Annotated in this window: 25 protein-coding genes; 1 reads left to right on the top strand and 24 read right to left on the bottom strand. The window is 65.5% G+C overall.

Annotation, left to right across the window (positions count from 1 at the left end):
• Positions 1-5: 5 nt before the first annotated feature.
• From BO1_RS06840 to ndk, 15 genes are all read right to left on the bottom strand, one after another.
• Complete coding sequence (locus BO1_RS06840; protein ID WP_028216925.1) at positions 6-1352, bottom strand: adenylosuccinate synthase; 1347 nt, start codon at positions 1350-1352, stop codon at positions 6-8.
• A gap of 143 nt (positions 1353-1495) precedes the next feature.
• Complete coding sequence (locus BO1_RS06835; protein WP_028216924.1) at positions 1496-2647, bottom strand: ATP phosphoribosyltransferase regulatory subunit; 1152 nt, start codon at positions 2645-2647, stop codon at positions 1496-1498.
• A 135-nt stretch (positions 2648-2782) separates the two neighbouring features.
• Positions 2783-2974: a DUF2065 domain-containing protein gene (locus tag BO1_RS06830; protein ID WP_028216923.1), complete on the bottom strand. Its 192-nt coding sequence runs from the start codon at positions 2972-2974 to the stop codon at positions 2783-2785.
• Positions 2975-3021: 47 nt separating this feature from the next.
• Positions 3022-3930, bottom strand: coding sequence for a protease modulator HflC (gene hflC / locus BO1_RS06825; protein WP_028216922.1), 909 nt, complete (start codon positions 3928-3930; stop codon positions 3022-3024).
• A gap of 12 nt (positions 3931-3942) precedes the next feature.
• Complete coding sequence (gene hflK, locus BO1_RS06820; RefSeq protein ID WP_028216921.1) at positions 3943-5406, bottom strand: FtsH protease activity modulator HflK; 1464 nt, start codon at positions 5404-5406, stop codon at positions 3943-3945.
• Between the two features lie 108 nt (positions 5407-5514).
• A complete protein-coding gene (gene hflX, locus BO1_RS06815; RefSeq protein ID WP_028216920.1) occupies positions 5515-6687 on the bottom strand; it encodes a GTPase HflX in 1173 nt (390 codons plus the stop codon).
• Positions 6688-6761: 74 nt separating this feature from the next.
• The gene (hfq, locus tag BO1_RS06810; RefSeq protein WP_028210028.1) at positions 6762-6998 is read right to left on the bottom strand and encodes an RNA chaperone Hfq; all 237 of its coding nucleotides are present in this window, start codon (positions 6996-6998) and stop codon (positions 6762-6764) included.
• Between the two features lie 163 nt (positions 6999-7161).
• Positions 7162-8499 (bottom strand): ribosome biogenesis GTPase Der, encoded by a 1338-nt coding sequence (gene der, locus BO1_RS06805; RefSeq protein ID WP_028216919.1) that lies wholly within the window; start codon positions 8497-8499, stop codon positions 7162-7164.
• 463 nt (positions 8500-8962) lie between these two features.
• Positions 8963-10108 carry an outer membrane protein assembly factor BamB gene (gene bamB, locus BO1_RS06800; RefSeq protein WP_028216918.1) on the bottom strand — a complete coding sequence of 382 codons (1146 nt, stop codon included), beginning with the start codon at positions 10106-10108 and terminating at the stop codon, positions 8963-8965.
• A 66-nt stretch (positions 10109-10174) separates the two neighbouring features.
• Complete coding sequence (locus BO1_RS06795; RefSeq protein WP_028216917.1) at positions 10175-10804, bottom strand: YfgM family protein; 630 nt, start codon at positions 10802-10804, stop codon at positions 10175-10177.
• Positions 10805-10947: 143 nt separating this feature from the next.
• Complete coding sequence (hisS, locus tag BO1_RS06790) at positions 10948-12285, bottom strand: histidine--tRNA ligase (protein ID WP_028216916.1); 1338 nt, start codon at positions 12283-12285, stop codon at positions 10948-10950.
• Between the two features lie 70 nt (positions 12286-12355).
• On the bottom strand, positions 12356-13663 hold the full coding sequence (gene ispG / locus BO1_RS06785; protein ID WP_028216915.1) for a flavodoxin-dependent (E)-4-hydroxy-3-methylbut-2-enyl-diphosphate synthase: 1308 nt from the start codon (positions 13661-13663) through the stop codon (positions 12356-12358).
• 112 nt (positions 13664-13775) lie between these two features.
• Positions 13776-14921 (bottom strand): helix-turn-helix domain-containing protein, encoded by a 1146-nt coding sequence (locus tag BO1_RS06775; RefSeq protein WP_028216914.1) that lies wholly within the window; start codon positions 14919-14921, stop codon positions 13776-13778.
• A gap of 249 nt (positions 14922-15170) precedes the next feature.
• Positions 15171-16325, bottom strand: coding sequence for a 23S rRNA (adenine(2503)-C(2))-methyltransferase RlmN (rlmN, locus tag BO1_RS06770; protein ID WP_028216913.1), 1155 nt, complete (start codon positions 16323-16325; stop codon positions 15171-15173).
• A 128-nt stretch (positions 16326-16453) separates the two neighbouring features.
• Positions 16454-16879, bottom strand: a complete 426-nt coding sequence (gene ndk, locus BO1_RS06765; RefSeq protein ID WP_028216912.1) for a nucleoside-diphosphate kinase — start codon at positions 16877-16879, stop codon at positions 16454-16456.
• A 293-nt stretch (positions 16880-17172) separates the two neighbouring features.
• On the opposite strand from ndk, the gene BO1_RS06760 reads away from it, so the two are divergent.
• Complete coding sequence (locus tag BO1_RS06760; protein ID WP_028216911.1) at positions 17173-17871, top strand: Bax inhibitor-1 family protein; 699 nt, start codon at positions 17173-17175, stop codon at positions 17869-17871.
• Positions 17872-17988: 117 nt separating this feature from the next.
• Here the strand turns inward: BO1_RS06760 and BO1_RS06755 are convergent, their stop codons facing one another.
• From BO1_RS06755 to BO1_RS06715, 9 genes are all read right to left on the bottom strand, one after another.
• Positions 17989-18762, bottom strand: a complete 774-nt coding sequence (locus tag BO1_RS06755) for an MBL fold metallo-hydrolase (protein ID WP_028216910.1) — start codon at positions 18760-18762, stop codon at positions 17989-17991.
• 8 nt (positions 18763-18770) lie between these two features.
• Positions 18771-19910 (bottom strand): outer membrane protein assembly factor BamC, encoded by a 1140-nt coding sequence (gene bamC / locus BO1_RS06750; RefSeq protein ID WP_028216909.1) that lies wholly within the window; start codon positions 19908-19910, stop codon positions 18771-18773.
• A gap of 137 nt (positions 19911-20047) precedes the next feature.
• A complete protein-coding gene (dapA, locus tag BO1_RS06745; RefSeq protein ID WP_028216908.1) occupies positions 20048-20953 on the bottom strand; it encodes a 4-hydroxy-tetrahydrodipicolinate synthase in 906 nt (301 codons plus the stop codon).
• Positions 20954-20997: 44 nt separating this feature from the next.
• Positions 20998-21723, bottom strand: a complete 726-nt coding sequence (locus tag BO1_RS49925) for a class I SAM-dependent methyltransferase (protein ID WP_063744666.1) — start codon at positions 21721-21723, stop codon at positions 20998-21000.
• Positions 21724-21737: 14 nt separating this feature from the next.
• Positions 21738-22940 (bottom strand): tryptophan--tRNA ligase, encoded by a 1203-nt coding sequence (locus BO1_RS06735; protein WP_028216907.1) that lies wholly within the window; start codon positions 22938-22940, stop codon positions 21738-21740.
• A 4-nt stretch (positions 22941-22944) separates the two neighbouring features.
• Positions 22945-23610, bottom strand: a complete 666-nt coding sequence (locus tag BO1_RS06730; protein ID WP_028216906.1) for a site-2 protease family protein — start codon at positions 23608-23610, stop codon at positions 22945-22947.
• Positions 23611-23688: 78 nt separating this feature from the next.
• On the bottom strand, positions 23689-24324 hold the full coding sequence (locus BO1_RS06725) for an L-threonylcarbamoyladenylate synthase (RefSeq protein ID WP_028216905.1): 636 nt from the start codon (positions 24322-24324) through the stop codon (positions 23689-23691).
• Between the two features lie 161 nt (positions 24325-24485).
• Positions 24486-25316, bottom strand: a complete 831-nt coding sequence (locus tag BO1_RS06720; protein WP_028216904.1) for a 3',5'-nucleoside bisphosphate phosphatase — start codon at positions 25314-25316, stop codon at positions 24486-24488.
• A 103-nt stretch (positions 25317-25419) separates the two neighbouring features.
• The gene (locus BO1_RS06715) at positions 25420-26328 is read right to left on the bottom strand and encodes an alpha/beta fold hydrolase (RefSeq protein ID WP_028216903.1); all 909 of its coding nucleotides are present in this window, start codon (positions 26326-26328) and stop codon (positions 25420-25422) included.
• Positions 26329-26373 lie beyond the last annotated feature (45 nt).

Here is a 26373-nt window from a genome sequence, read left to right as displayed (position 1 = left end):
GCCACTTAGACCTTGAACGGATGACGCAGCAGGATCGTTTCGTCGCGATCCGGGCCGGTCGAAACCATGTCGATCGGCACGCCGGCGACTTCCTGCACGCGCGTGAGGTACGCCTGCGCGCTCTTGGGCAGCGCGTCGAACTGCGTGATGCCGATCGTGCTTTCCTTCCAGCCTTCGAACGTTTCGTAGACCGGCTCGCACGCCGCCACTTGCGAGGCGCCGCGCGGCAGGATGTCCACATCTTTGCCGTCGACCTTGTAGCCGACGCACAGCTTCACTTCGTCGAGGCCGTCGAGCACGTCGAGCTTGGTGATGCACAGGCCCGTCACGCCGTTGATCTGGATCGAGCGGCGCAGCGCGGCGGCATCGAGCCAGCCGGTGCGGCGCGGACGGCCCGTGACCGAACCGAATTCCTTGCCGACCTTCGCGAGCGTGAGGCCCACTTCTTCCTGGCGGTCGGCGTTGTCGGCGTCGTACAGCTCGCTCGGGAACGGGCCCGAACCGACGCGCGTGCAGTACGCCTTGGTGATGCCGAGCACGTAGTTGAGCTTTTGCGGACCGACGCCCGCGCCGGCCGAAGCCGCACCCGCGACGCAGTTGCTCGACGTGACGTACGGATAGGTGCCGTGGTCGATGTCGAGCAGCGTGCCTTGCGCGCCTTCGAACAGCAGGTTGCCACCTTCGTTGTTCACGTCATAAAGGCGACGCGAAACGTCCGTTACCATCGGCTTCAGACGCTCGGCGTACGAAAGCATCGTGTCGAGGGTCTGCTGGAAATCGACGGCTTGCGCGCCCAGGTACTGCGTGAGCACGAAGTTGTGGTAATCGAGGTTTTCGCGCAGGCGCTCGGCAAAGACTTCCGGCTCGAACAGGTCCTGCACGCGCAGACCGCGACGCGCCACCTTGTCTTCGTAGGCCGGGCCGATGCCACGGCCGGTCGTGCCGATCTTCGCGGCGCCGCGCTTGGCTTCGCGCGCCTGGTCGATGGCGATGTGATACGGCAGGATGAGCGTGGTGGCTTCGGAGATGAACAGACGCTTCTGGACGTCGATGCCCGCTTCTTCGAGTTCGCCGATTTCCTTGAACAGGGCTTCAGGCGAGAGCACCACGCCGTTGCCGATGTAGCAGGCGACGCCGGCGCGCATGATGCCCGAGGGGATCAGCCGGAGAATGGTCTTCTTGCCGCCGATGATGAGTGTGTGACCGGCGTTGTGACCGCCCTGGAAACGCACCACGCCTTGCGCGTGGTCCGTCAGCCAGTCGACGATCTTGCCCTTGCCCTCATCGCCCCATTGGGTGCCCACGACGACGACATTGCGCCCCGGGGTTACATTCACTGCGCTGGCAGACATGGTGTTTCGTTAGCTGGTTAAAAACGTATTCTACCTGGGTTCGGCGGCAAGGCCGCCATTTTTTCCCAAAATTCCGGGAATTTCCTTTTGCGCTCAACGGCATGCGCGCCACGGCGCCCTCTCCGCGGCACCCCGGTGCGGGCTCAGGCGCGCGCTTCGACCACCCATGCGCCGTCGCGCTCGACCAGCACGCGGTCGCATGCGAATTCGTCCATGTCGTGCTCGTGGCCCGGCAGTGCCTGGATCACGACCTCGCCCGCATCGCGCAGGGCCGCGACAGCGGCGCGCAGCGATTCGTCGTGGCGCCACGGCGCGAGCACCGCGCTGCTGCGCGCCTCCACCGGGGAAATACGCGCCACTTCGCGCAGATCCATCGAAAAACCTGTCGCCGCGCGGGCGCGGCCATATGCCTCGCCCACCTTGTCGTAACGGCCGCCACGCGCGACCGCATTGGGCACGCCGTCCACGTACGCCGAGAACATCACGCCGCTGTGGTACGCGTAGCCGCCGAGATCGGCGAGGTCGAGCATCAGCTCCGCGCCCTCGATCTTGCTCATGAGGAATGCCAGGTCGTCGAGTGCGCGCGCGATGCCGGGCAGCGCCGGCAGGCGCTTGCGCGCCTCATCGATCACGCTCGCGTCGCCATACAGCGAAGGCAGCGCGCGCAAGGCGTCGCGCGACACCGGCTGCAGGTTCGCGGTGAGCTCGGCCAGATCCGGCACGTCCTTGCCAGCCAGCGCTTCATACAAAGCATCGCCGAGCACGGCGGCTGCCGGATCGGCTTCGAAGATCGCCGCCAGTACGCCCGCGTGCGAGAGGTCGAGACGCACCTTCGTGAGACCCGCGAGGCGCAGCGCGTCGAGCATCAGCTGCTGGATTTCGAGGTCGGCTTCGAGGCCCGCGTGGCCGTAAATTTCCGCGCCGATCTGGATCTGCTCGCGCGTGGCGTGCAGGCCGCGCGGGCGCGTGTGCAGCACGTTGCCTGCGTAGCACAGGCGCGTGACGCCCTGGCGGTTCAGCAGATGCGCGTCGATGCGCGCGACCTGCGGCGTCATGTCCGCGCGCAGGCCGAGCGTGCGGCCTGAAAGTTGATCGACGAGCTTGAACGTGCGCAGGTTCAGATCGCGCCCGCTGCCCACCAGCAGCGACTCGAGATACTCGAGCAGCGGCGGCATGACCATTTCGTAGCCATAGGCGCGGAAGCGGTCCAGCAGGCGGCGGCGCAGCTCTTCGATCTTGCGCGCCTCGGAAGGCAGCACGTCGGCGATATTCTCGGGAAGTAACCAGGTCGACATCGGGTCAGTCCTACGACGATGAAAGGCCGCGCGGGCGCGGAACGCGCCAGCCGCAGGGACTCGAGCGCGCACACGCGCCTGCCGCGCGGGCCGGACGATAGAAACGGCGCACGCCTCGCGGCACGCGCCTTGAATTCAGGTAGCGATCAGCAGCAGCACGAGGCCGAGCCCCATCACGATCAGCCCGCCGATCCGGATGTGATGCGGCGGCCGTTCCGCAATTCTACGAAATGTATCGCGCCACGCCGTCGGGAAAACGAACGGGAACATGCCCTCGATAATCAGCATCAGCGCGATCGCGAGCAACAGGGAGCCAGCTATGTCCATGCGAAGAAACGCGCCGCGCACACGCGCGGCGCCCGTGTCTCATTGATCTAGTGTTTGCGCGCTGCGGCGGGGGCGGCAGGAGCCGGCGGCGCCTCTCCGTTCGGACTGCGCATGAAGCGGAAGAAGTCGCTCGACGAATCGACCACGACCACATCGCCCGGCTTGAAGCTCTCGCGGTACGCCTGCATGCTCTGGTAGAAGCGATAGAAGTCCGGATCGCGGCCATACGCCTGCGCGGCAATCGCAGCGGCCTTGCCGTCGCCGTCGCCCTTGATGGCCTGCGCCTGGCTGTACGCGTCGGCGATCACGCCCTGCTGCTTGCGCTCTGCCTCGTCCTTGATCTTCTGCGCCTCGGCGGCGCCCTTCGCGCGCTCGTCGGCGGCGGCCTGCTCGCGCGCGGCGCTCATACGCTTGTAGACCACCTCGGCGAGTTCCGCCGGATAGTCGATGCGCGTGAACTCGATGTCGACCACGTCGATGCCGAGCGGCGCAGCGGCGGCCTTGAGCGTGTCGCGCGCGCCGTTGGCGATTGCTTCCTGCTGGGCAAGCGCATCGCTCAGATCGACCTTCGAGAACGCGCCCGAAAGCGCATCGCGCGAGAGCGACGCGAGCCGGTCCGCGAGCGTCTGCGGGTCGCCCTTGGTGGCGGCGAAGAGCTTGAGCGGATCGGCAATGCGATAGCGCACGACCGGGTTCACGAGCAGCTCGGTCTTGTCCGACGTGGTGTAGCGGTCGGCATCGGGCGCATCGAAGGCCTGAATGCGGGTATCGATGAACGTCGCGGTCTGGAACGGCGGCGGCAGCTTCACGTGCAGGCCCGGGCCCGCGAGCGTCGCTTTGGCGCCGCCCGAGGAGGACACCACCGCCACATGGCGCGGACCGACGACGAACACCGCCGACGAGGCCACGAGCACCACCACCACGAAGGCGACGACGAACGCAATGATCTTGTTCATGTCGGCGCTCCGTTATTGCACGTCGTCTTCGCGGCCACGCGAACGCAGCGCGTCGCGCGAACGGAAGGCATCGCTCGCCGCCTCGGCCGCGTCGCTCGCCGACGGTGCCGGTGCAGCACTCTGCTGCGGCTGCGCGTTTTGCTGTTGCGTGCCCTGCTGCTGGCTTTGCGGTTGCGCGTTTTGCTGCGTCTCGCCGTTTGCTGCGGGCGCGGCGGCGGCATTCGCATCCGGCGCGGCGCTAGCCGGTGCCGCGGCTGCCGCAGCACCCGACGCGCCCGCGGCTGCCGCCGCGCGCTGACGCGTCGCGTCGACGAGCTTGTCGAGCGGCAGATAGATCACGTTGTTGCCCGACTTGCTGTCGACGAACACCTTCGTCGTATTCGAGTAGATGTGCTGCATGGTGTCCAGGTACATGCGCTCACGAATGACGGCCGGCGCCTTCGCGTATTGGTCGTAGACGCTGTTAAAGCGCTGCGCATCGCCCTGCGCCTGCGCGACCACACGGTCGCTGTAGGCCTTCGCGTCTTCGATGAGACGCGCTGCTTCGGCTTGCGCGCTCGGCAGCGTCTGATCGGCGTAGGCCTCGGCGTCGCGCTTCGCGCGCTCGCTCTCCTGATGCGCCTTCGCTTCGTCGTCGAAGGCGGCCTGCACGCGATCGGGCGCGCTGACGCTCTGGATCGTCACGCCAACCACGCCAAGCCCCGTCTTGTAGAGGTCGAGCGCGTGCTGGATGGAGTCGGCGAGTTGCGCGCGGATCGGTTCGCGGTCCGCATAGAGGAGATCATGCGTGCTGCGCGCGCCCACCACGGTGCGCACGGCCGCCTGCGCGGCCTGACTCACGGCGAGGTCGGGATCGACGCTGTGGAACAGATAGTCGGTGGGCTGCTTGACCTGATACTGCACGGTGAAGCGCACGTCGAGAATGTCGCCATCGTGCGTGAGCACCGAGGCATCCTTCACATTCGACGGGCGCACGAGATTATTGCGGCCGATCTCGACGCTGCGGATCTGACCGACATTGACGATTTCCTGCGTCTGGAACGGGAACGGCAGACGCCAGTGCACGCCCTGGCCGACCGTGTGGCGATACTGGCCGAACTGCAGCACGACACCGGCCTGGCCGTCCTGAACGACGAACACACCGCTGCCCACATAGATGGCGATGAGCACGCCGAGCACGATGCCCACGCCAATGCGCGCGCTGCGGCCATTGTCCGGCCGCGGGCCGAGCCCGCCGCCGCCCTTGCCCTTCTTGCCGAAGAACGCCGACAAACGGCGATTGAAATCGCGCCACATTTCGTCGAGATCGGGTGGGCCATCACCCTTGCCACCGTCTTTGTTGCCGTTATTGCCCGACGGACGCCGCGCGTCGTCAGTGCGCTGGCCATTGCCATCGCCGCGGCCCCAACGCGGGTCGTTCAGCGAGAAAATGGCGCGTGTGCGCTGCCAGCCAGTCCGCTTGTTGTAATCGTTCACCTGTGTTCGTTCACCAGAGTAGACAGCGGGTCATGTGCGTGGGGGCACCTCATCGGCGCACTTCGGGGCACGCCACGGGGAGCGCCTCAAGGCGTCGCCCGATAGCGTTCAGCGGCCCAGCTCGGGTTCCCTGCTGGGTTCGTGCGGCACCGCGTTCCAGTCGGCGGCGGGCAGGAGCTGCGACGCCTGGACGAGCGGCTCGGCAGTCGCGATTTCGGCGATGGCGGCGCGCAGCGCATCCAGTCCGACGCCCGTGCGCGCGCTCAAAAAGACGCGCGAAATATTACCATACTCGTCCCGCTCGACCGTCCCGCCGCGGGCCGCCAGTTCAGGCACGGCGTCGATCTTGTTGAACACCAGCACCTGACGGATGGTGTCCGCGCCAATCTCGTGCAGCACCTCGTTCACCTGATCGATCTGGTCTAGCCGCACCGGGCTCGAGGCGTCCACCACGTGCAGCAACAAGTCGGCCTGCACGGTTTCCTGCAACGTCGCGCGAAACGCCGCGACGAGCTGGTGAGGCAGTTCGCGGATGAAACCCACGGTGTCCGACAACACGATCTGGCCCACGTCGTCGCCGAGCCACAGGCGCCGCGAAGTGGTGTCGAGCGTCGCGAACAACTGGTCCGCGGCATAGGCCTGCGCCTTGGTCAGTGCATTAAAGAGCGTGGATTTGCCCGCGTTCGTGTAGCCGACAAGCGAGACCGACATCGTGCGCGTGCGCTCGCGCTGGCGCCGCTGCGTGCCGTGCTGGCGACGCAGCTTGGCGAGCTTGCCCTGCAGCATCTTGATGCGCTCGCCAATCAGGCGGCGGTCGGTTTCGAGCTGCGTTTCGCCAGGACCGCGCAGGCCAATACCGCCCTTCTGGCGCTCGAGGTGAGTCCAGGCGCGCACGAGGCGCGTGGCGAGATACTGAAGCTGCGCGAGCTCGACCTGCAGCTTGCCTTCATGGCTGCGTGCGCGCTGCGCGAAAATGTCGAGAATGAGGCTCGTGCGGTCGATCACGCGGCGATCGAGCGCACGCTCCAGATTACGTTGCTGGGCGGGCGAGAGCGCGTGATTGAAAATGACGATTTCGACGTCGTTCGCCTCGCAGGCGAGACGCAGTTCCTCGGCCTTGCCGCTGCCGATGAACATGGCGGCGTCGGGGCTGGAACGCCGCCCGGTGAGCGTGACAGCGGGCGTGGCGCCCGCGCTCTTGGCGAGCAGGCTGAGTTCTTCGAGACTGGCTTCGAAATCGGTCTTGCCGAAGTCGATGCCGACGAGTGCGGCGTTGATCAAATTAGCAGATGTCAAAATGGAAGCGGCCGGATCGGGAGCGCCGGCCTGGCGCTCCGGACCGGCCGCGTCAAAGATCAGGACGCTTCCGCATCCGGGTGGAAGTTCACCGGACGGGCCGGAACCACCGTGGAAATGGCGTGCTTGTAAACCATTTGCGTAACCGTATTACGGAGCAACACGACGTACTGGTCGAACGATTCAATGTTCCCTTGAAGCTTGATGCCGTTGACCAGATAGATCGAAACAGGCACGTGCTCCTTGCGCAGCGCGTTCAGAAACGGGTCTTGTAACAGTTGCCCTTTGTTGCTCATAGCAAACTCCGTATTTTTTTGCAGGTTTAACTAAATTGGCGCCGAAGAAAAAGAAATCCGACGCCAATCGCTACACTATAGCTGATTCTCGTTCCACCGCGCCGGTCCCCACCGTCCGGCCAGGAAGGCCAACAGCGCGATTGCGCGCGGTAGCGAACGCAGCTCAGCTTTTTTCAGTGTAGGGATTCGTCGAGGAACGAAACTCTATGCGCAATGGAGTCCCGGTCAGCGAGAAAGTTTCCCGGAAACGGTTCTCCAGGTAGCGCTTGTAGGTATCGGTCACCGCATCGAGCGCATTGCCGTGGATCACGATAATGGGGGGGTTCTGTCCCCCCTGGTGCGCATAGCGCAGCTTCGGACGCACCGGGCCGCGACGACGCGGCTGCTGGAATTCCACCGCTTCGATGAGCGCGCGCGTGAGTTTCGGCGTGGGAAGCTTCGCCATCGCCGCGGCATACGCGTTGTCCACCGAACGCATCAGCGGGCCGATGCCGAATTTTTCCGTCGCCGAAATGAAGCGCATTTCCGCGAAGTCGAGGAACTTCAGCTTGCGTTGCAGGTGGTGCTTGGTGCGCTCGCGCGCGTGGTCGTCCATGCCGTCCCACTTGTTCACGCCCACCACGAGCGCGCGCCCCTGTTCCACCACGAAGCCGGCGATATGCGCATCCTGGTCCGAGATTTCCTGGCGCGCGTCGAGCAGCAGAATGACCACGTTGGCGTCGGCGATCGACTGCAGCGTCTTCACCACCGAGAACTTCTCGATGGCCTCGAACACCTTGCCACGGCGGCGCAGACCCGCCGTATCGATCAAGGTGTACTTCTTGCCGCCGCGCTCGAAATCCACGTAGATGGAGTCGCGCGTGGTGCCCGGCATGTCGAACGCGATCACGCGGTCTTCGCCGATCAGCGTATTGACGAGCGTGGACTTGCCCACGTTCGGACGGCCGACGATCGCAATCTTGATGCCGTGCTTTCCGGCATCTTCTTCGCTTTCTTCCGGGCGATCGGCGTAGGCCTGATCGAGCGCCTCGTTGATCATCTCGGTCACGCCGTCACCGTGCGCCGCGGAAATCGCGCGCGGGTCGCCGAGGCCGAGTTCGTAAAAGTCGGCGGCGACCGCGCTGTACTTCATCCCCTCAGCCTTGTTGACCACGAGGAAGATCGGCCGGCCGGTCTTGCGCAGGTAATCGGCAATGTGCTTGTCCTGCGGCGCGAGGCCATTGCGGCCATCGCAGATGAACACGACGATGTCGGCTTCCTCGACCGCCTGACGCGTCTGGCGCGCCATTTCATGCAGGATGCCGTCCTTGGCGATCGGTTCGAAGCCACCGGTGTCGACCACGAGATACGCACGATCGCCCACGCGCCCTTCGCCATAGTGGCGGTCGCGGGTGAGACCGGGCAGATCGGCCACCAGCGCATCGCGCGAGCGCGTGAGCCGGTTGAAGAGCGTGGATTTCCCCACATTGGGGCGCCCGACGAGGGCGATTACGGGTTTCATCTGATCTTTTCTACAGTAAGGCGCGGCACCGGAACGTCCGGCGCGCTGCGCGGCAAGCACCTGCGTTCATGCTCGCAGAAGCTGCAATAGTTGCAAATTATCACGAATTGGGTCGTGCGCCCGGTACTTGAGCCCTTCGGGGCCCAGCACGCGCCGGGCCAGCGCTCGGGGCGTGCTCGCCAGCCGAGCAGTCCAACGGATCGATTCTTTCTTCAGCCTGGTCGCCGGTCTGGGGCAATCCAGCCCGGAGCCATCCAGCGTCTCATAATCTGCGCGCGGCCGGCATGCATCGGCCAGCGGAGCGGCAACCCAGACGAGGCTCGGGGCCGCCCACAATTTTCTATAAATGGCCCCGGGACAGCCAAATGCAAGAGGTGCGAGCACCAAATGCAAGAGGCCGCCGCCCGCGGGCGCGGCCCCTCGATGCGACGCCCGACGCCATGCGCCGGACATTGTCATCCGATCAACGCGGACGCAGACCGTAGAGGTCGCCGTCCTTCGTCTGCACGACCAGCGTGTTGCCAGCCAGCACCGGTGCAGCGGTGATCGGGCTGCCGTCGGTCTTCACGCGCGAGACGAAGCTGCCGTCGTCGAGCGAGAGGAAATGCACATAGCCCTGGTAGTCGCCCACCACGACCGCGTGGCCGAGCACGGCCGGCACGCTCACGTCGCGGTTCTTAAGCTTGTCGGTGCTCCAGGTCTGGTCGCCGTTCGAGACGCTGTACGCCTTCACGACCGACCAGTCGTCGCCGCCCACCACCGTGGTCTCGTCCTGAGCGATCCCGCTCGTGCTCGAGAATGCCTTCTCCCACATTGCACGGCCCGAGTTGGCGTCGAAACACCCCAGTTGGCCCTGGAACGTGACCGCACACGTGGTGGCGCCGACGAGCGTGGGCGGACCGCTCACGTCGTTGATGCGCTCGACTTCGGTCACGCCCTTCGGATAGGACACCGGCGTTTCCCAGAACGCATCGCCGGTCTGCAGGTTGATCGCCGCGAATGCGCCGCCCGGGAAGCCCGCGAGCACGGCCTGGTCGCCCGCGAACGTCATGCCCGCGGAGACGCGCAGGTTCAGCGGCACCGCGCGGTTGCGATAGACCCACTTCTGCTCGCCGGTCTGCGCGTTGAACGCGATGACCTGACCATCGATGGTGCGCACGATCACGAGACCGTTGCCGACCAGCGGCGGCGAAATGATCTCGCCCGGCGCCCTGGCTTGCCACGAGAGCTTGCCACTGGCGTCGAGCACGTAGACGTTGCCCTTCAGGCCGCCGACAGCCGTGAGATTGCCGTCGCTGCCAACGCCCGCCGAGATGTCGTCCTTGAGCTTGGTGCGCCAGATGTCTTTGCCGGTCTGCGCGTCGATCTTCGCGACCGAGCCGTTCTCGCCCGCGGCGTAAACAGCGTCGCCCACGGCGACCGGCGAGAACAGGTAGCGACCCGCCTTGCCGACGCTCGACTTCCACACCTGCTGGACGTCCAGCACCGGCTTGAACTCGGTCAGCGGCACCGGTACGCGACGCTCGTCTTTGGTGGACGAGCAAGCCGCCAGCGCGAGGACGGTCATCGCACAGGCGACAGGTACAACGGTTCGTTTCAGCAAATTCATCGGTGAACGAAGCATGAATGGAGTTGGTTTAGCTGTTTATATTCACGGGCGGGCAGCGCGGCTTCCTTAGCCGCCCAGCGCGTCGAGCTTGAACTGGATCAACTGGCGCTCGGAGGCATCGCTCTTGGGCAAGCTGTCGAGCGCGAGCTTGTAGGCCGTGCGCGCATCGTCGCGTTTGCCGGCTGCCGCGAGCAGGTCGCCGCGGCCATCCGCGACGATCCCCTTGAACGGGCCCGAATCCGGTTGCGGAATCAGCGCGAGGCCCTGATCGTAGGCCTTTTCGTCGAGCAGCACGGAGGCAAGACGGATCTTGGCGATCTGGCGGAACTCCTCGTCCTTCGCGTGATCGGCCGCCCATTGCAACTGCGCCTTGGCGCCCGCGGTATCGCCCGCCATGTAGAGCGCCTTGGCCACGTCCAGCGCGGTCATCTGCGCATACGCGGTGCGGCCGAAGCGGTCTTCCATGTCAGTCGCAATGCGCGTGAGCAGCGCTTTGTCGTCGCCGGCCGATGCCTGCTGAACCTGGTCGTACAGCACCGCGGCCTCGGCAGCCTGACGGCGCTGCCAGAAGTTCCAGCCGTTCCACGCAGCGAGCGCGAGCAGAACGATCAGCACGATCCACGTAGTGATGTTGCCCCACTGCGTCCACCATGCCTTGAAACTCTCGATCGATTCCTGTTCGTCGTGATAACTCATCGCGTAGCGATTCCTTGTTTATTCTGAAGCCCGCTGCCGTACGCGCCACGTACACCTTTCGTGGCACGCCGCGGACAGCGGTCAAATGCGTAGATCGCGCGTCGATGACGGTTGACTACTCACCGCGACCTGTAACGACCCTATCAGTCGTCGCCGTCTTCGGCGGATGCAACCATCGCATTGATTAGATATTCGGTCAAGTCTTCGAGTGCTACCGTCTGTTGCTCGCTGCGAGCGGCTTCGGCGCCACCGCGCAGTGCCTTCACACCCGCTACGCCCTTGGCCACTTCGTCTTCGCCAAGCACCACGGCGAACGCCGCGCCGCTGGCATCCGCGCGCTTCATCTGCGACTTGAAGCTCGCGGGCTGACCGTCGGCGCTGCAGTGGAGGATGACGTCGAGACCGGTGTCACGCAGACGCTCGGCCACGATGAACGCCTGCTCGCGTGCCGCGTCGCCCTGGTGCACAACGTAGACGTCGCAACCGTCGTCTTCCGGCACGAGGTCCTCTTCCTTGAGCAGCTCCAGAATGCGCTCGACGCCCATGGCCCAGCCGCAAGCCGCCGTGGGCTTGCCGCCAAGCTGCTCGATCAGCGGATCGTAACGGCCGCCGGCCGCCACCGTCCCCTGCGCGCCGAGCTTGTCGGTGACCCACTCGAACACGGTCAGATTGTAGTAATCGAGCCCGCGCACGAGACGCGGGTTGATCTTGAACGGAATGTTGTTCGCCTTGAGCAGGCGCTGCAGCCCTTCGAAGTGCGCAAGCGACGCCTCGCCGAGGAAGTCGATCAGCTTCGGCGCGTTGTTCGCGATTTCCTGCAGCGCAGGGTTCTTCGTATCGAGCACGCGCAGCGGGTTCGTATACAGGCGGCGCTTGCCGTCTTCGTCGAGCAGGTCGACGTGCTGCTCGAGATACTTGATGAGCTCGACGCGATGCGCGGCGCGCTCTTCCGCGAGACCCAGCGAGTTGATTTCAAGCTTGATGCCGGTCAAGCCGAGGTCGTCCCAGAGACGCTGGCACATCAGGATGATTTCCGCGTCCGCATCGGGGCCCGCGAAGCCGAGCGCTTCCACGCCGACCTGATGGAACTGGCGATAGCGGCCGCGCTGCGGACGCTCGTGACGGAACATCGGGCCGATGTACCACAGGCGCTTCGGGCCGTCGTAGAGCATGTTGTGCTCGATCGACGCACGCACGACGGCCGCTGTGTTCTCCGGCCGCATCGTGAGGTTTTCGCCGTTGAGCGCGTCGGTGAAGCTGTACATCTCCTTTTCGACGATGTCGGTCACCTCGCCGATACCGCGCGTGAAGAGCTGCGTATGCTCGACGATCGGCGTGCGGATGTTCTGGTATCCGTACGAACGGAGCATGGACTTCACGGTGGTTTCGAAGAAGTCCCACAGCCCTGCGTCCTGCGGCAGGATGTCGTTCATGCCCTTCACGCCGGTCAGCTTTTCGGGCTTTCTTTTCTGTTCAGTCATTGCGTTGCGAGTGTGCTTGCGAATGGCGATATTTGGTTATGCCTGGAAACGGTGCTCGGTAGCGCGGCGCTCAGACCGGCGCTTCCGCCTTGCCGTACTTGCGCGCGACGTAGTCGCTCACGATCTGCTGGAATTCTTCCGCGATGTGCTCGCCGCGCAGCGTCTTGACCTTCTCGCCGTCGACGAAAACCGGCGCCGCGGGATTCTCGCCCGAGCCCGGCAGGCTGATGCCGATGTTCGCGTGCTTGGACTCGCCCGGGCCGTTCACGATGCAGCCCATCACGGCCACGTTCATCGTCTCGACACCGGGGTACTCGCCACGCCACACGGGCATTTGCGCGCGCAGATAGTTCTGGATCCGCGAAGCGAGCTCCTGGAACAGCGTGCTGGTCGTGCGACCGCAACCCGGGCACGCGATGACCATCGGCGTGAACGAGCGCAGGCCCATGGTTTGCAAAATTTCCTGTCCGACCACGACTTCGCCGGTGCGCGGGGCACCCGGCTCCGGCGTGAGCGAAATCCGGATGGTGTCGCCAATGCCCTGCTGGAGCAGCACCGAGAGCGCCGCCGTCGACGCGACGATGCCCTTCGAGCCCATGCCCGCCTCGGTCAAGCCGAGATGCAGCGCGAAGTCGCAACGCTTGGCGAGTTCCCGGTAGACGGCGATCAGGTCCTGCACGCCGCTGACCTTGCACGACAGGATGATCTTGTCGCGGCCGAGGCCGAGTTCGACCGCGCGTTCGGCCGAGCCGATGGCCGACTGAATGAGCGCTTCGTACATCACGCTCTGCGCTTCCCACGGCTCTTTACGCGCCGCGTTCTCGTCCATCATGCGCGCGAGCAGATCCTGGTCGAGGCTGCCCCAGTTCACGCCGATGCGCACCGGCTTGTCGTACTTGATGGCCGCTTCGATCATCTGCGCGTACTGCGTGTCGCGCTTGGCGCCCTGGCCGACGTTGCCCGGGTTGATGCGGTACTTCGAGAGCGCCTCGGCGCACGCCGGATAGTCGCGCAGCAACAGGTGGCCGTTGTAGTGGAAGTCGCCGACGAGCGGCACCGTCACGCCCATGCGGTCGAGCTGATCGCGCACGTGCGGCACGGCTGCGGCCGCTTCCGGCGTGTTCACCGTGATACGCACGAGCTCCGAGCCGGCCTGCGCCAGCTCCTTGATCTGGATAGCGGTACCGATCGCGTCTGCGGTATCGGTATTGGTCATCGACTGCACGCGCACCGGCGCGTCGCCGCCGATCGTCACCAGCTGGCCGCCCCAGCGCACATGCACGGCGTGCGACTTGCGGCGCGGCGCGTGGCCGCCGAGGACCGGCTCGCTGGAGCAGATCTGGCTATTGCTGGACGGGGATTGCGTTTCGCTTTGCATCGAAGAGCCCATTTACACCTCGCGCGCGCCGCGACTGTCGACTTGCGGACAGCGCGCGAATTGATAAAGCATCGCGGCCCACTTGCCGGCCGCAATGCACGTCATGTCTTGATCAGGGCAGCACGAAGCGCGCGACATTGCCACGCGCCGACGCATACTTCGATGCGTCGACCGGCTGACCGTCGATGGTCATCGACTCGATACCGGCCTTGTTGCCCACCGTGATCCTGAGCGGCTCGACACCGGAGATCTCACGCCCATCATTGGCGTGGACCAGTCCGGAGAAGAGCTCCTTGCCATCTTTCTGGCGCACGCTGACCCAGGAGTCCTGCGTCACGCGTATCGCGAACGTCGACGTGCCGGGCGCGGCCGGCACCGAAGCCGCTTGTTCCGTTGCCGCGGTTGCCACCCCCGCCACTGCTGCCGCGCTCGCCGCAGCCGCGCTCGCGGCAGGCGCCGCGCTGGCCGGCGCAACCTGGGTCGCCTGCGGCGCACTCGCCGTAGCCTGCGGCGCACTCGCCGCACCCTGAACGGCCGAGGCTTCGCCGCTGACCTGGCCATTGACCTGGCCGCTAGCCTGAGCGTTCGAGGCCGCGCCGGCCTCGTCCGTGCCCTGCCCGGTCGCTGCGCCCGTTGTCGTGCCCTCGGTCACCTTCGCTGACGACGCGCCCGATTCACTGCTTGCGCTACTGGTCGTGCCGCTGGCCATCGACTTCAGGCGCGCGAACCATGCCGACGATTCGCCGCTGTTCGTATGCCACATCGAGATGCCGATCACCGCGACGACGACGAACGCCACGCCCCACAGCCACGACGCACGGCGGCGCGGCGTGCGCACCCCGCCGCCCAGCGAGAGCGAGACGCGCCCGCGCGGCAGATCCGCGCCCGACGACGCGGGCATCGACAGATCCGGCTGCGGCACGCCGCGCTCGCGGCGCAGCGCCTGGGTGAGCGGCGCGGGATCGGCGCCGAGCAGCTTCGCATAGGCCCGCACCACGCCGAGTGCGAACGTGGCATCCGGCAGATGGCTGATGTCGCCCGCCTCGAGCTCGCGCAGCTTCGAAACCGACACCTTCAAGCGCGCCGAGACGTCCTCGACCGACCAGTTTTTCGCCTGGCGCAGCTGCGCGAGGCGCGCGCCCACCGCGGCCAGCGTGTCAGGCACGGCCTGCACCGGCGATGGCGAGCCGTCGGATCCCGAACGGCCTGCGTTGGTCTCTGTTCCGTCTGTCCCGAAAGGGTGCTGCGGCTCGCTCATCCCAAAGTCCTTGCGTCGATTCTTTTCTATCCCGGAACCGGCGGGCGCACTGCGCCCGGCCCCGATTCGCAGACCGTTTATAACAAAATGCGCGGCTACTGTGCCGCATCCGATCGCTTCTGCAACGTTTCTTGTCAAACTCGCCGGCAATACTGCGTCATTCCCCGCGCAGCTGCACCGGCACTGCCTTTCGTGCCCCGTTTCTACCGTGTTATCGCCCTTTTTCGCCTTGACCGGGGTCCACCGCGTTCAGTGCTGAACCGGATGGACGTCGATCACCTTGCGGGCGGTGCGCTCGGCAAGGCGCGTGCGGTCCTTCACCTCGCCTGCGAGCTGGCCGCAGGCCGCGTCGATGTCGTCGCCGCGCGTCTTGCGCACGGTCGTAACGACGCCCGCATCCATCAGGATCTGTGCGAAGCGCTTGATCTGGTCCGATTTCGAACGCAGCAGGCCCGACTCGGGGAACGGATTGAACGGAATCAGGTTGAATTTGCACGGCACGTCACGCGTTACCGCGAGCAATTGGCGTGCGTGCTCCTCCGTGTCGTTGACGCCGTCGAGCATGCAGTACTCGAAGGTGATGAAGTCGCGCGGCGCAACCAGCAGGTACCGCTGGCAGGCGGCCATCAGCTCGCGCAGCGGGTACTTGCGGTTCAGCGGCACGAGCTCGTCGCGCAATGCGTCGTTGGGTGCATGCAGCGACACCGCGAGCGCGACCGGGAGGTCGGCGCCGAGGCGGTCCATCATGGGCACGACGCCCGAGGTCGACAGCGTGACGCGCCGGCGCGACAGGCCGTAGGCGTTGTCGTCGAGCATCAGGCGCATCGCGGGAACGACCGCGTCGTAGTTCAGGAGCGGCTCACCCATGCCCATCATCACGACGTTGGTGACGACGCGCTCGCCCTTGCCCTCACCGCCGGTCGCGCGGCCGCCGGCCTCGCCAAGGAGCGACGCGCGCAGGGCGAACTCCGCCATGCGCAGCTGGCCGATGATCTCGGCGGTGGTGAGATTGCGTGAAAATCCTTGCTTGCCGGTCGAACAGAACCGGCAATTCACCGCGCATCCCGCCTGAGACGACACGCACAGCGTGCCGCGCGTTTCTTCCGGAATGAACACGGTCTCGACCGCGTTGCCGTTGCCGACGTCCACGAGCCACTTGCGCGTGCCGTCGGTGGAAACGTTGTCGGAAATGATTTCGGGCATGCCGATCGAGGCGCGCCCTTTCAGCTTCTCGCGCAGCGATTTGGCCAGATCCGTCATGCCGTCAAAGTCGGCGGCATTGTATTGGTGAATCCAGCGCTGAAGCTGTTTGGCGCGAAACGGCTTCTCGCCCAGGCTCTCGCAATATGCGACGAGCCCTTGGGCGTCGAAATCGAGAAGGTTGACGGTGGAACTGCTCGTCATGTCGAATCCTGCCATTTCAGTGCGAGAGCGCGTTCACTGCCGGATCCGAGAAAACCCGGCACCGGACAGTGAACGTCATCGCCGTTCGCGACCCTATGCTACCTTGAACTGCCGCTTACTCTTGCCGATTAGCGCGAGTAAACGTTGACTTCCGGGAAGAAGAACGCGATTTCGACGCGAGCCGTTTCAACGGCGTCCGAGCCGTGAACGGCGTTGGCGTCGATGCTGTCCGCGAAGTCGGCGCGGATCGTGCCCTTCTCGGCCTTCTTCGGGTCGGTCGCGCCCATCAGGTCGCGGTTCTTCAGGATGGCGTTCTCGCCTTCCAGAACTTGAATCTGCACCGGGCCCGAGATCATGAACTCAACGAGGTCCTTGAAGAACGGACGCTCTGCGTGAACAGCATAGAACTTCTCGGCATCAGCGCGCGAGAGGTGGACCATGCGCGAAGCAACGATCTTCAGGCCAGCGTTTTCGAAGCGGCTGTAGATCTGGCCGATCACGTTCTTTGCCACTGCGTCCGGCTTGATAATCGACAGGGTGCGTTCGAGCGCCATAAAAACTCCAGAAAATTAAGAGGTTACAGATTCAAATGAATCCGCAATTGTAGCATGTTCCCATGTATGATTGCGATTGAACCCCGTTAGGCCGACAGACTCGGCCTCGCCGGCGCAAACGCCGCGCCGCCGGGCTTTTCAGCCCCAATTAAGCATGGGAGGCTACGCTCTCAAACGTAGCGAAACTGTGTGGCGTCCCGTTGAAACTCCGGGACACCGCGCATATCTTAAGAGGGAGCGGATCGCGCACGTGACGCGCACCGCCTGCCACGCGTCTCACGCAAGGAGAAAGCATGAACGAGTACCCCTACAACTTCGGCCGCGGCGGCACCGTCGTCTCCGCCGAGACTCGCAACCGCGTACTGCGCAACACCTACTGGCTGCTCGCGCTGTCGATGGTGCCGACGGTGCTCGGCGCGTGGGTGGGCGTCACCACGGGCTTCTCGCTGTTCGCCGCCACCAGCCCGACGATGAGCCTGCTCGCGTTCTTCGCGATCGCCTTCGGCTTCATCTTCGCCATCGAGCGCACCAAGAACAGTTCGCTCGGCGTATTCGTGCTGCTGGGCTTCACGTTCTTCATGGGCCTGATGCTCTCGCGGCTGCTGGCGTTCATTCTCGGTTTCTCGAACGGCGCGTCGCTGATCATGCTCGCGTTCGGCGGCACCGGCATCATCTTCGCCACCATGGCGACCATCGCCACCGTCAGCAAGCGCGACTTCTCGGGGCTCGGCAAGTGGCTGTTCATGGGCGTGATCGTGATCCTGCTCGCAGGCATCGCGAACATGTTCCTGCACCTGCCCACGCTGATGCTCACGGTGTCCGTGCTGGCCATCGCGATCTTCTCGGCCTATATGCTGTTCGACGTGCAGCGCGTCGTGAACGGCGGCGAGACCAACTACATCACGGCTACGCTCGCGATCTACCTGGATCTCTACAACGTGTTCACGAACCTGCTCGCGATCCTCGGCATTTTCGGCGGCAATCGCAACTGAACTCAGCAGGGCCGGACCTGTTCCGGCCCTCGCCCACAAGCAAAAAGCCCATGACTCGCGTCATGGGCTTTTTTTCGTCCGTGCGCCGCCGGCCACGGGCCGTAGACATGAAGCAGGCTAGAGAGCGAGCCAGTCGAAGCCTTCGCCTTGCGTGGCGACCCCGATTTCCGTGGCCGCGTTGCCGAGCACGGCCGCCATGGCTGCGCGCGCGAGTTCCGGCGTGTTGTTTTGCTGGCTCAGGTGCGCGGCGACCAGATGACGCAATTTCGAGCGATCGAGCGCCGCGAGAATGCCGCCGGCCGCCTCGTTGTTCAAGTGACCGTGGGAGCCGCCAATGCGCGCCTTGAGCGACGCCGGATAACGGCTCGCCGCCAGCATCTCGAGGTCGTGATTGCATTCGAGCACGAGCGCGTCGCAGCCGCTCAGCACGGCGTTGATGTGCGGCGTCGACTCGCCGACGTCGGTCAGCACGCCAAGCCGGCTCGCGCCATCGCTGAAAACGAATTGCAGCGGCTCGCGCGCATCGTGCGGCACGGTGTAAGGCTGCACGCCGATCGCGCCGATTTCGGCCACCTCATCGCCCCAGAGAACGTTGAGTTCGACGCCCGCGTCGTCGGCGCCTACGGCCTGCGCCGTGCCCCAGCTCATGTAGAGCGGAATCGACCAGCGGCGCGCCAGCGTCAGCGCGCTGCCGATATGGTCGCTGTGTTCGTGGGTGATGAGAATTGCGCTGAGCGTGTCGGCGGCAAGACCCACCCGGGCGAGCCGCCGCTCGACTTCCTTCGCGGAGAATCCGCAGTCGAGCAGCACGCGCGTGGGCGTCGCGCCGCCGCCTGCTTCCACGACCAGTGCATTGCCCTCGCTGCCGCTGCCGAGGCTCGCAAAGCGCACGGCGTGTTTTAGTTCAACTGGGCGTGCAGCGCGGTCACGATGCGCTGCGCGTCCGACGAGGTGTCCACCTGGCCGTTCGGGTTGAGCACCGCCACCTGGGTCGAGTTGCCGCTCGAACGCACCGAAATCATGATCTCCGGCCCCTGATCCTTCTCGGCCTTTTTCGGGTTGTAGAACAGCTTGCCGAGCAGGCCGTCGCCCTTCAGTTCCTGCATGGAATCGGCGTAGCGCACGTAGTAGATGCCCTTCTCGCGGTCGCGGTTGTCGACCGTGAAATTGGTGCGATCGAGCGCGAGACCCACGCGCAGCCATGCGGTATCGAATGCCTCGGGCAGATCGAGCGTCGTGCCGTCGGTGCCGGCCACGACCTTGGCCGCGGAGGACGACGGACGCGCATCGGTCAGCAGTTGCTTGGCCTGCGCGTCGGTCAGGCCGAACTTCTGCATGACCTTGTCGAGGAAGGCGGCCTCGAGGGCAGGATCGCGCGGACGCTCCACCCACTTCGACCCGGTCTTGTCCTGGCCGGTCAGCACTTCTTCCATCGCGCTGTGTGTGATCGAAATGTCGGTCTGGCCGTCCGCGCCGCGCGTGACCAGCGTACGGAATTTGTCGCGCGTGCCCGACGAATACGCAAAGTCGACCACGCGGCCGATCGTGCGGCGGAACCAGTCGTCCGGAATATTGGCGCGGTTTTCGGCCCAGTCCGTGGTCATGATGCCCGTGGCCGGCGAATCGGTCGTGAGCGTGAAGCCGTTGTCGGTCCAGAATTCCTGCAGCTGCGGCCAGACGTCGTCGGGCGTGCGGCCGTCGATCACGAGCCAGCGGCGGTCGCCATCGCGCTCGATATGCATGCCGAGCGGATCCTGCGCATCCGGCACGCCGAGCGTGGCATTGCCCGCGCTCGTGACGGTGCGCTGCGCGGCGCCGCCCAGCGTCACCGTGGCCGGCGGCGCAATGTACTTCTGGTCGGTCGGCACCGCCGACAGATCCTGCGGCACGGCCAGTGCCGGCGCGCTTGCCGTGTCCTTGTAGTTGACGCGATCCGACGCGAACATGTCGTTCAGCGACTCACAACCTGCGAGCGAGCCGAGTGCGAGCGCCAGCACCGCCATGCGGGTTGCGTGGAGGGAAAGAACGGGATGTTTCATGTGGACCTTCGTAATACGGGAACGCTAAGCCTTGACCTGCCAGGATATCTGTCGTCGATTGTGTCGTCGATTTGGGTGCGTGGCTCGTGGGCGTCAGTTGAAAATACGGCGCTTTCGGCTGATCGGGCTTAAACCGATCAGCCGATCAGGCCAGCCTCGCGCAGCGCCGTGCGCACCACGTCGTGGTAGCGCGCGTCGAGCGGCGTGAGCGGCAGACGGATGCCGCCCTCGATGCGGCCGAGTTCCTGCAGTGCCCACTTCACCGGAATCGGGTTCGATTCGATGAAAAGATTCTTGTGCAACGACAACAGCTTCAGGTGGATCGCACGCGCGGTCTTGGCGTCGCCTTCCAGCGCGGCGCGGCACAGCTCGCTCATCTGGCGCGGCGCGACGTTCGCGGTCACCGAGATATTACCGTGGCCACCCAGCAGCATCAGCGCGATCGCGGTGGGATCGTCGCCGCTGAAGATCTTGAAGCCTTCCGGCGCGTGCTTGATCAGGTGCGCGGCGCGGTCGATATTGCCCGTCGCTTCCTTCACGCCGACGATGCCCGGCACCTGCGCGAGGCGCAGGATCGTCTCGTTCGACATGTCCGCGACCGTGCGGCCCGGCACGTTGTACAGCAGGACCGGCAGGTCCACCGCTTCCGCAATCGTCGCGAAATGGCGGTACATGCCTTCCTGGGTCGGCTTGTTGTAATAGGGCACGACCTGGAGCGACGCCTGTGCGCCGACACTCTTCGCGTGCCTCGTGAGCTCGATGGCCTCGGCCGTGGAATTGCCGCCGGCGCCGGCGATGATCGGCATACGGCCCGCGGCGTGCTCGACCGCCGTCTTGACCATCAGGATGTGCTCTTCGACGTCCAGCGTGGCGGACTCGCCGCTCGTGCCGACGACGACGATTGCATCCGTCCCCTCTTCCACGTGCCAGTCGATCAGTTTGCGGAATGCAGGCAGATCGAGGCTGCCGTCTTCGTGCATGGGGGTGACGATCGCGGGAATGCTGCCGCGCAACGTAATGCCGTGCTGGGTGCCGTTAGCCATGAAACTTCAAAAGAATGAGTACGTTAAACCGCGATTGTAGCGGATTACCTGGTCAGATCGTAACGCACCAGGGGTAGTACCTGAGTCGCCGCGCTGTTACCGGTTCTTTCGACCGTATCCGCGCCGTTCTGACGGGCAAAATTTTCCGCCGATGAATTTTGCGCCGGGCGCATCTCGCGCACGGCGCAGATGCGCTGGACGAACGCTTCCCGGGGTTGCGGGATAAATCCGTCCTGGTAGGCGATCACGCGCAGCGCGGGCGTGCAGACCGCCAGCAACTCGCCCGGCGCCAGCAGGAATGCCGGGTTCGAAGGCTTGCCGACAGTCTCGTTGCCCTGCGCGAAGGTTTCGTAGATCAGCACGCCGCCCGACGCCAACGCGTCGATGAGACGCGGCATGAGCGGACGATACAGATAATTTGTGACGACTATGCCCGCAAAACGCGCATCGTCCGGGAGCGGCCAGGGCGCGCCTTCGAGGTCGCACTCGAGCGTGGCGATGCCGGCCACGTCGCGCATTGTCGCGAGCGCGGCGACGTCGCGGTCGAGCGCCGCGACCGGATGGCCGTGGGCCGCAAACCAGCGCGCATGGCGCCCCGCGCCCGAGGCGAGGTCGAGCACCGTGCCACCCGGCGCGATCAGGTGCGCCCACTGGCGCACCCAGCCGGACGGCTCGGAGAGCCCCGCATGGGTCGGACCCTGATGGGCCAGCCCGCCATGGGCCAACCCCTTGGGCGCTGGCGGCGCACCGCCGCCGGACGTGGGCGTCATCGCGATTGTCTGCCTTAGCTGTACGAGAGGCCCATCGCCTCACGCACGTCGCGCATGGTCTCGTTGGCGAACTTGCGCGCCTTGTCGCAACCATCGGCCACGATCGCGCGCAACAGCGACGGATCGTCCATGTACTTCTGCGCGCGCTCGAGCATCGGCTGCTGCTCGCGCAGGATGCCTTCGATCACCGGCTGCTTGCACTCGAGACAGCCGATGCCCGCCGTCCGGCAACCCTTCTGCACCCACTCGTGCGTCGCTTCGTCCGTGTAGACCTGATGCAGCTGCCACACCGGGCACTTGTCCGGATCGCCCGGATCGGTGCGGCGCACGCGCGCCGGATCGGTCGGCATGGTGCGGACCTTTTTCGTGATCGACTCGGCGTCCTCGCGCAGGCCGATCGTGTTGCCGTAGGACTTCGACATCTTCTGCCCGTCCAGACCCGGCATGCGCGAGGCCTCGGTCAGCAGCACCTGCGGCTCCGGCAGGATGATCTTGCGCGAGCCTTCGAGGTAGCCGAACAGGCGCTCTCGGTCGCTCATCGACAGGCTCTGCGACTCCGACAGCATGGCGCGCGCCTGTTCGAGCGCCTCTTCATTGCCTTCCTGCTGATACGCGACGCGCAGCTCGTGATAGAGCTTCGAGCGCTTTCCGCCGAGCTTCTTCGCGGCGTCGTTGGCTTTCTCTTCGAAGCCAGGCTCCCGGCCGTACATGTAGTTGAAACGCCGCGCCATTTCGCGCGCCATCTCGACGTGCGGCACCTGGTCCTCGCCCACCGGCACCAGCGAGGCGCGGTACAGCAGGATGTCGGCGGCCATGAGCACGGGATAGCCGAGGAAGCCGTAAGTGCCGAGATCCTTGTCGCGCAGCTTCTCGATCTGCTCCTTGTAGGTGGGCACGCGCTCGAGCCACGACAGCGGCGTGCTCATGCCGAGCAGCAGTGCGAGCTCGGCGTGCTCGGGCACGCGGCTCTGGATGAAGAGGGTCGACTGGTTCGGGTCGATGCCGGAAGCCAGCCAGTCGATCAGCACGTCCCACACGTTCTTCTCGATCACCTCAGGCGTTTCGTAGTGCGTCGTGAGCGCGTGCCAGTCGACCACGCAGAAGAAGCACGGGTACTCGGACTGAAGCCGCACCCAGTTTTTCAGCACACCGTGATAGTGGCCGAGGTGCAGCGACCCGGTGGGCCGCATGCCGGAGAAGATACGGTCTGGGAACATGATGTTATGAAAAGAGCGATACAAGGGGAGTAAGGATAGCCGTCACCGCGTCGTAGCCGAGAGACACGAGCGGGCGCAGCCAGAAGCGCGTAAAGACGCCGCTCACGAGGAGCGCCATCACGATGATGAAACCATAGGGCTCGAGGCGCGAGAGCGCAATGCTCGCGCGCGTGGGCAACAGCGCCGCGAGCACGCGGCCGCCGTCGAGCGGCGGCAGCGGAAACAGGTTCAACACGCCGAGCACCAGATTCACGCCGATGCCGGCGGCGGCCATGCGCGTGAAGAACGGCTCCTGAACGCCGAACACCGCCAGCGCTACGCCGAACACGCCCCACAGGAGCGACTGCACGAAGTTGCAGGCCGGCCCCGCCGCGGCCACCCACAGCGTGCCCCAGCGCGGATTGCGCAGGTTGCCGAACGCAATCGGCACCGGCTTGGCATAGCCGAACACGAAGGCGCCGCTCGTCAGGAAATAGAGAATGAGCGGCATCGCGATCGTGCCGACCGGATCGATGTGCCGCATCGGATTCAGCGACACGCGGCCCAGCACATAGGCGGTATTGTCGCCGAGCAGGCGCGCAACGTATCCGTGGGCGGCTTCGTGCAGCGTGATCGCGAAGATCACGGGCAACGCGTAGACGACGAGCGTCTGAATAATGTTGTCTTCCATGGCGCCGTATTGTAACAACGCGCTGTCAATGCGGAACCGATGCGCCGGCGCATGTGAGATCTGGGCCCACCGCGCGCATCAGGCCGGCTCCTCGAGCCCGAACGGCGTCAGGTCGCCCAGCCCCGCGCGCACGAGCACGGGCTCCTCGCCCGTGAGATCGATGACGCTCGACGACTCGCGCGGGCACGCCCCGCCGTCGATCACGAGATCGAGCTGCTTCTCGAGCCGCTCGCGGATTTCGTCGGGATCGTTCAGGGCCTCGGTGTCGGGCGGCAGGATCAGCGTCGAGGCGAGTAGCGGCTCGCCCAGCTCCTCGAGGATCGCGAGCGGAATCGCGTGACCCGGCACGCGCAGCCCGATGGTCTTGCGCGAGGGATGCGAGAGCCGCCGCGGCACTTCCTTCGTCGCTTCCAGCACGAACACGTAAGGGCCCGGCGTCACCGACTTGATGAGCCGGTACTGACGATTGTCCACCATCGCGAAGTTTGCGAGCTCGGAGAGATCGCGCACCATCAGCGAGAGCAGCGCCTTGTCGTTGAGGCCGCGGATGCGCCGCAGACGCTCCGCGGCCTGCTTGTCGTCGATGCGCGCGGCGAGCGCGTAGCTCGAATCGGTGGGCAGCGCGATCACGCCGCCATCGCGGATGATCTGCACGGCCTGCTTGACGAGGCGCGGCTGCGGATTTTCTGGGTGAAGCCGAAAAAACTGTGACATGGCAGTAATCAGCTGACGAAGGCAAGGCGGAACGTGAAGCGCGACGCGAAATTCCGGTGCAAGCGCGCGCAGCGAGACGAACAGGACAACACGGAAACAGAGCGCGGCGGGCCGCGCGCAGGCTCAGGAACGGCGGCTGTGGGCCACGCGGCGGGCGCGGCCTACAGCCATCGCTCCCAGACGGGCTTGAGACCGGAAGGCAGCGGCGGCAGCGAGCCCGGCATGATCGCGTCGGGGCCCGGGGCGTGAAAATCCGAGCCGCGCGACGCTTCGAAGCCGAAGCGGCGGGCGACGGCGGCGTATTCGCCGTACTGGTCGGGCGTATGGCTGCCCGTGACGACTTCAATGGCCTTGCCGCCCAGATCGATGAACTCGCCAAAGAAGGTGTCGAATTCGAGCGGCGTGTAGTGGTAGCGGCCGGGATGCGCGACCACGGCCTCGCCGCCCGCGGCCTTGATCCAGGCGACGGCGTCCGCCAGTTTGGCCCAGCGGTGCGAGACATAGCCGGGTTTGCCCTCGCCCAGCCAGCGCGTGAACGCGTCTTGAGTGTTCTGGGCTCGCCCCGATTCCACGAGAAAGCGCGCGAAATGCGTGCGCGAAATCAGGTCGGGATTCGAGACGTACTGGAGCGCGCCTTCGTAGGCGTTCGGGATGCCGAGCGTCTCCAGCCGTTCGCCAATCGCTTCGGCGCGCGCGGCGCGGCCGTTGCGCGTGCGCGCGAGCCCGTCGACCAGCGCCTTGCAATCGGGATCGACGTGCAGACCGACGATGTGCACCGTGCGCGACGCCCACGTGACCGAAATCTCGACGCCCGTGAGATAGCGCATGCCGAGCGCCTCGGCGGCGGCCCGCGCCTCGTGCTGGCCGCCCAGCTCGTCGTGATCGGTGAGCGCCCACAGCGTCACGCCGCCCGCCTTCGCCAGCTGCGCGACGGCAGCCGGGGCCATCTGGCCGTCGGAGACAGTGGAGTGACAATGGAGATCGGCGTTCATCGCAGGCTTAAAAAGAGTAACAGCCCATTTTACTGCAATGCGACGAAGGCGTCGCAGGCGTCCGGCCGGCCTTCGTGTGCCCCGGCGCACGCAGGCGGGAATACTAGCCGGCGCAGAACGCCTCGATGAGGTGGGCGACGGCTTCGGGCTGATCGTGATGGACCATGTGGCCCGCATCGTCGATGAAGCGCTCGCGCCAGTCGGGAAACGCCTCGAAGCGCTTCTTGAACTCGCCGATGGGCACCTTGCCCGCAATCCGCGCGAGCGTCTCCGACTGCCTCGCTTCGACATGGAGCACCTTCGCCCGCACGCACGCCCAGACCGCCATGATCTCTTCCAGGCGATACAGCACCGGGTTGACCATCTTGTGCGCGGGGTCGCCGAGCAGGATATAGCCGCCCTCGCCTTGCTGGCCGCCCGTGCCATCCACGGGCTTCGACCAGTGCTGGGCGAGAAAGCGCGCACGCGCGGGCGCGAGGCGCGGGTTCGTTTTCACGAGCCGCGCGGCGACGTCGTCGAGCGTCGCGTAGGGGCGCAATTGCGGCGGCGCGCGCATCTCGTCGAGCCATTGCCGCACGCGGCCTGGCGCCTGTGCGGGCACGGCCGCCGGCATGCCGAAGCCCTCCAGATCGACCACGCGCCGCACGCGCTCGGGCCGCACGCCGGCATAGAAGCACACGATGTTCGCGCCGAGGCTGTGCCCGACGAGGTTCACTTCACCTCGAGGCGCGTAGTGCTCGAGCAGCGCGTCCAGGTCGGCGACGTAATCGTGGAACCAGTAGCTGCCCCCGCCCCGCTGCGCCGCCGGCCAGTCGGACAGGCCGAAACCGCGCATATCCGGCGCGATCACCTGCCAGTTGCCGCCGAGCGCGTCGACGACGAACTGGAACGAGGCGGCCACGTCCATCCAGCCATGCAACATGAAGAGCATGGGCGCGTCTTCGGCGCCCCAGCGACGCACGTGCAGGCGGACGCCGTTCACGTCGACGAATTCGGATCGGGAAAGATTCATTGCGCTCGCACAAAAACGAATGGTCGTTCGATTATATCGACACGT

It is taken from the genome of Paraburkholderia oxyphila NBRC 105797, from assembly GCF_000685075.1.
GTDB lineage: Bacteria > Pseudomonadota > Gammaproteobacteria > Burkholderiales > Burkholderiaceae > Paraburkholderia > Paraburkholderia oxyphila.
This window is presented reverse-complemented; position numbering and strand designations above follow the sequence as displayed.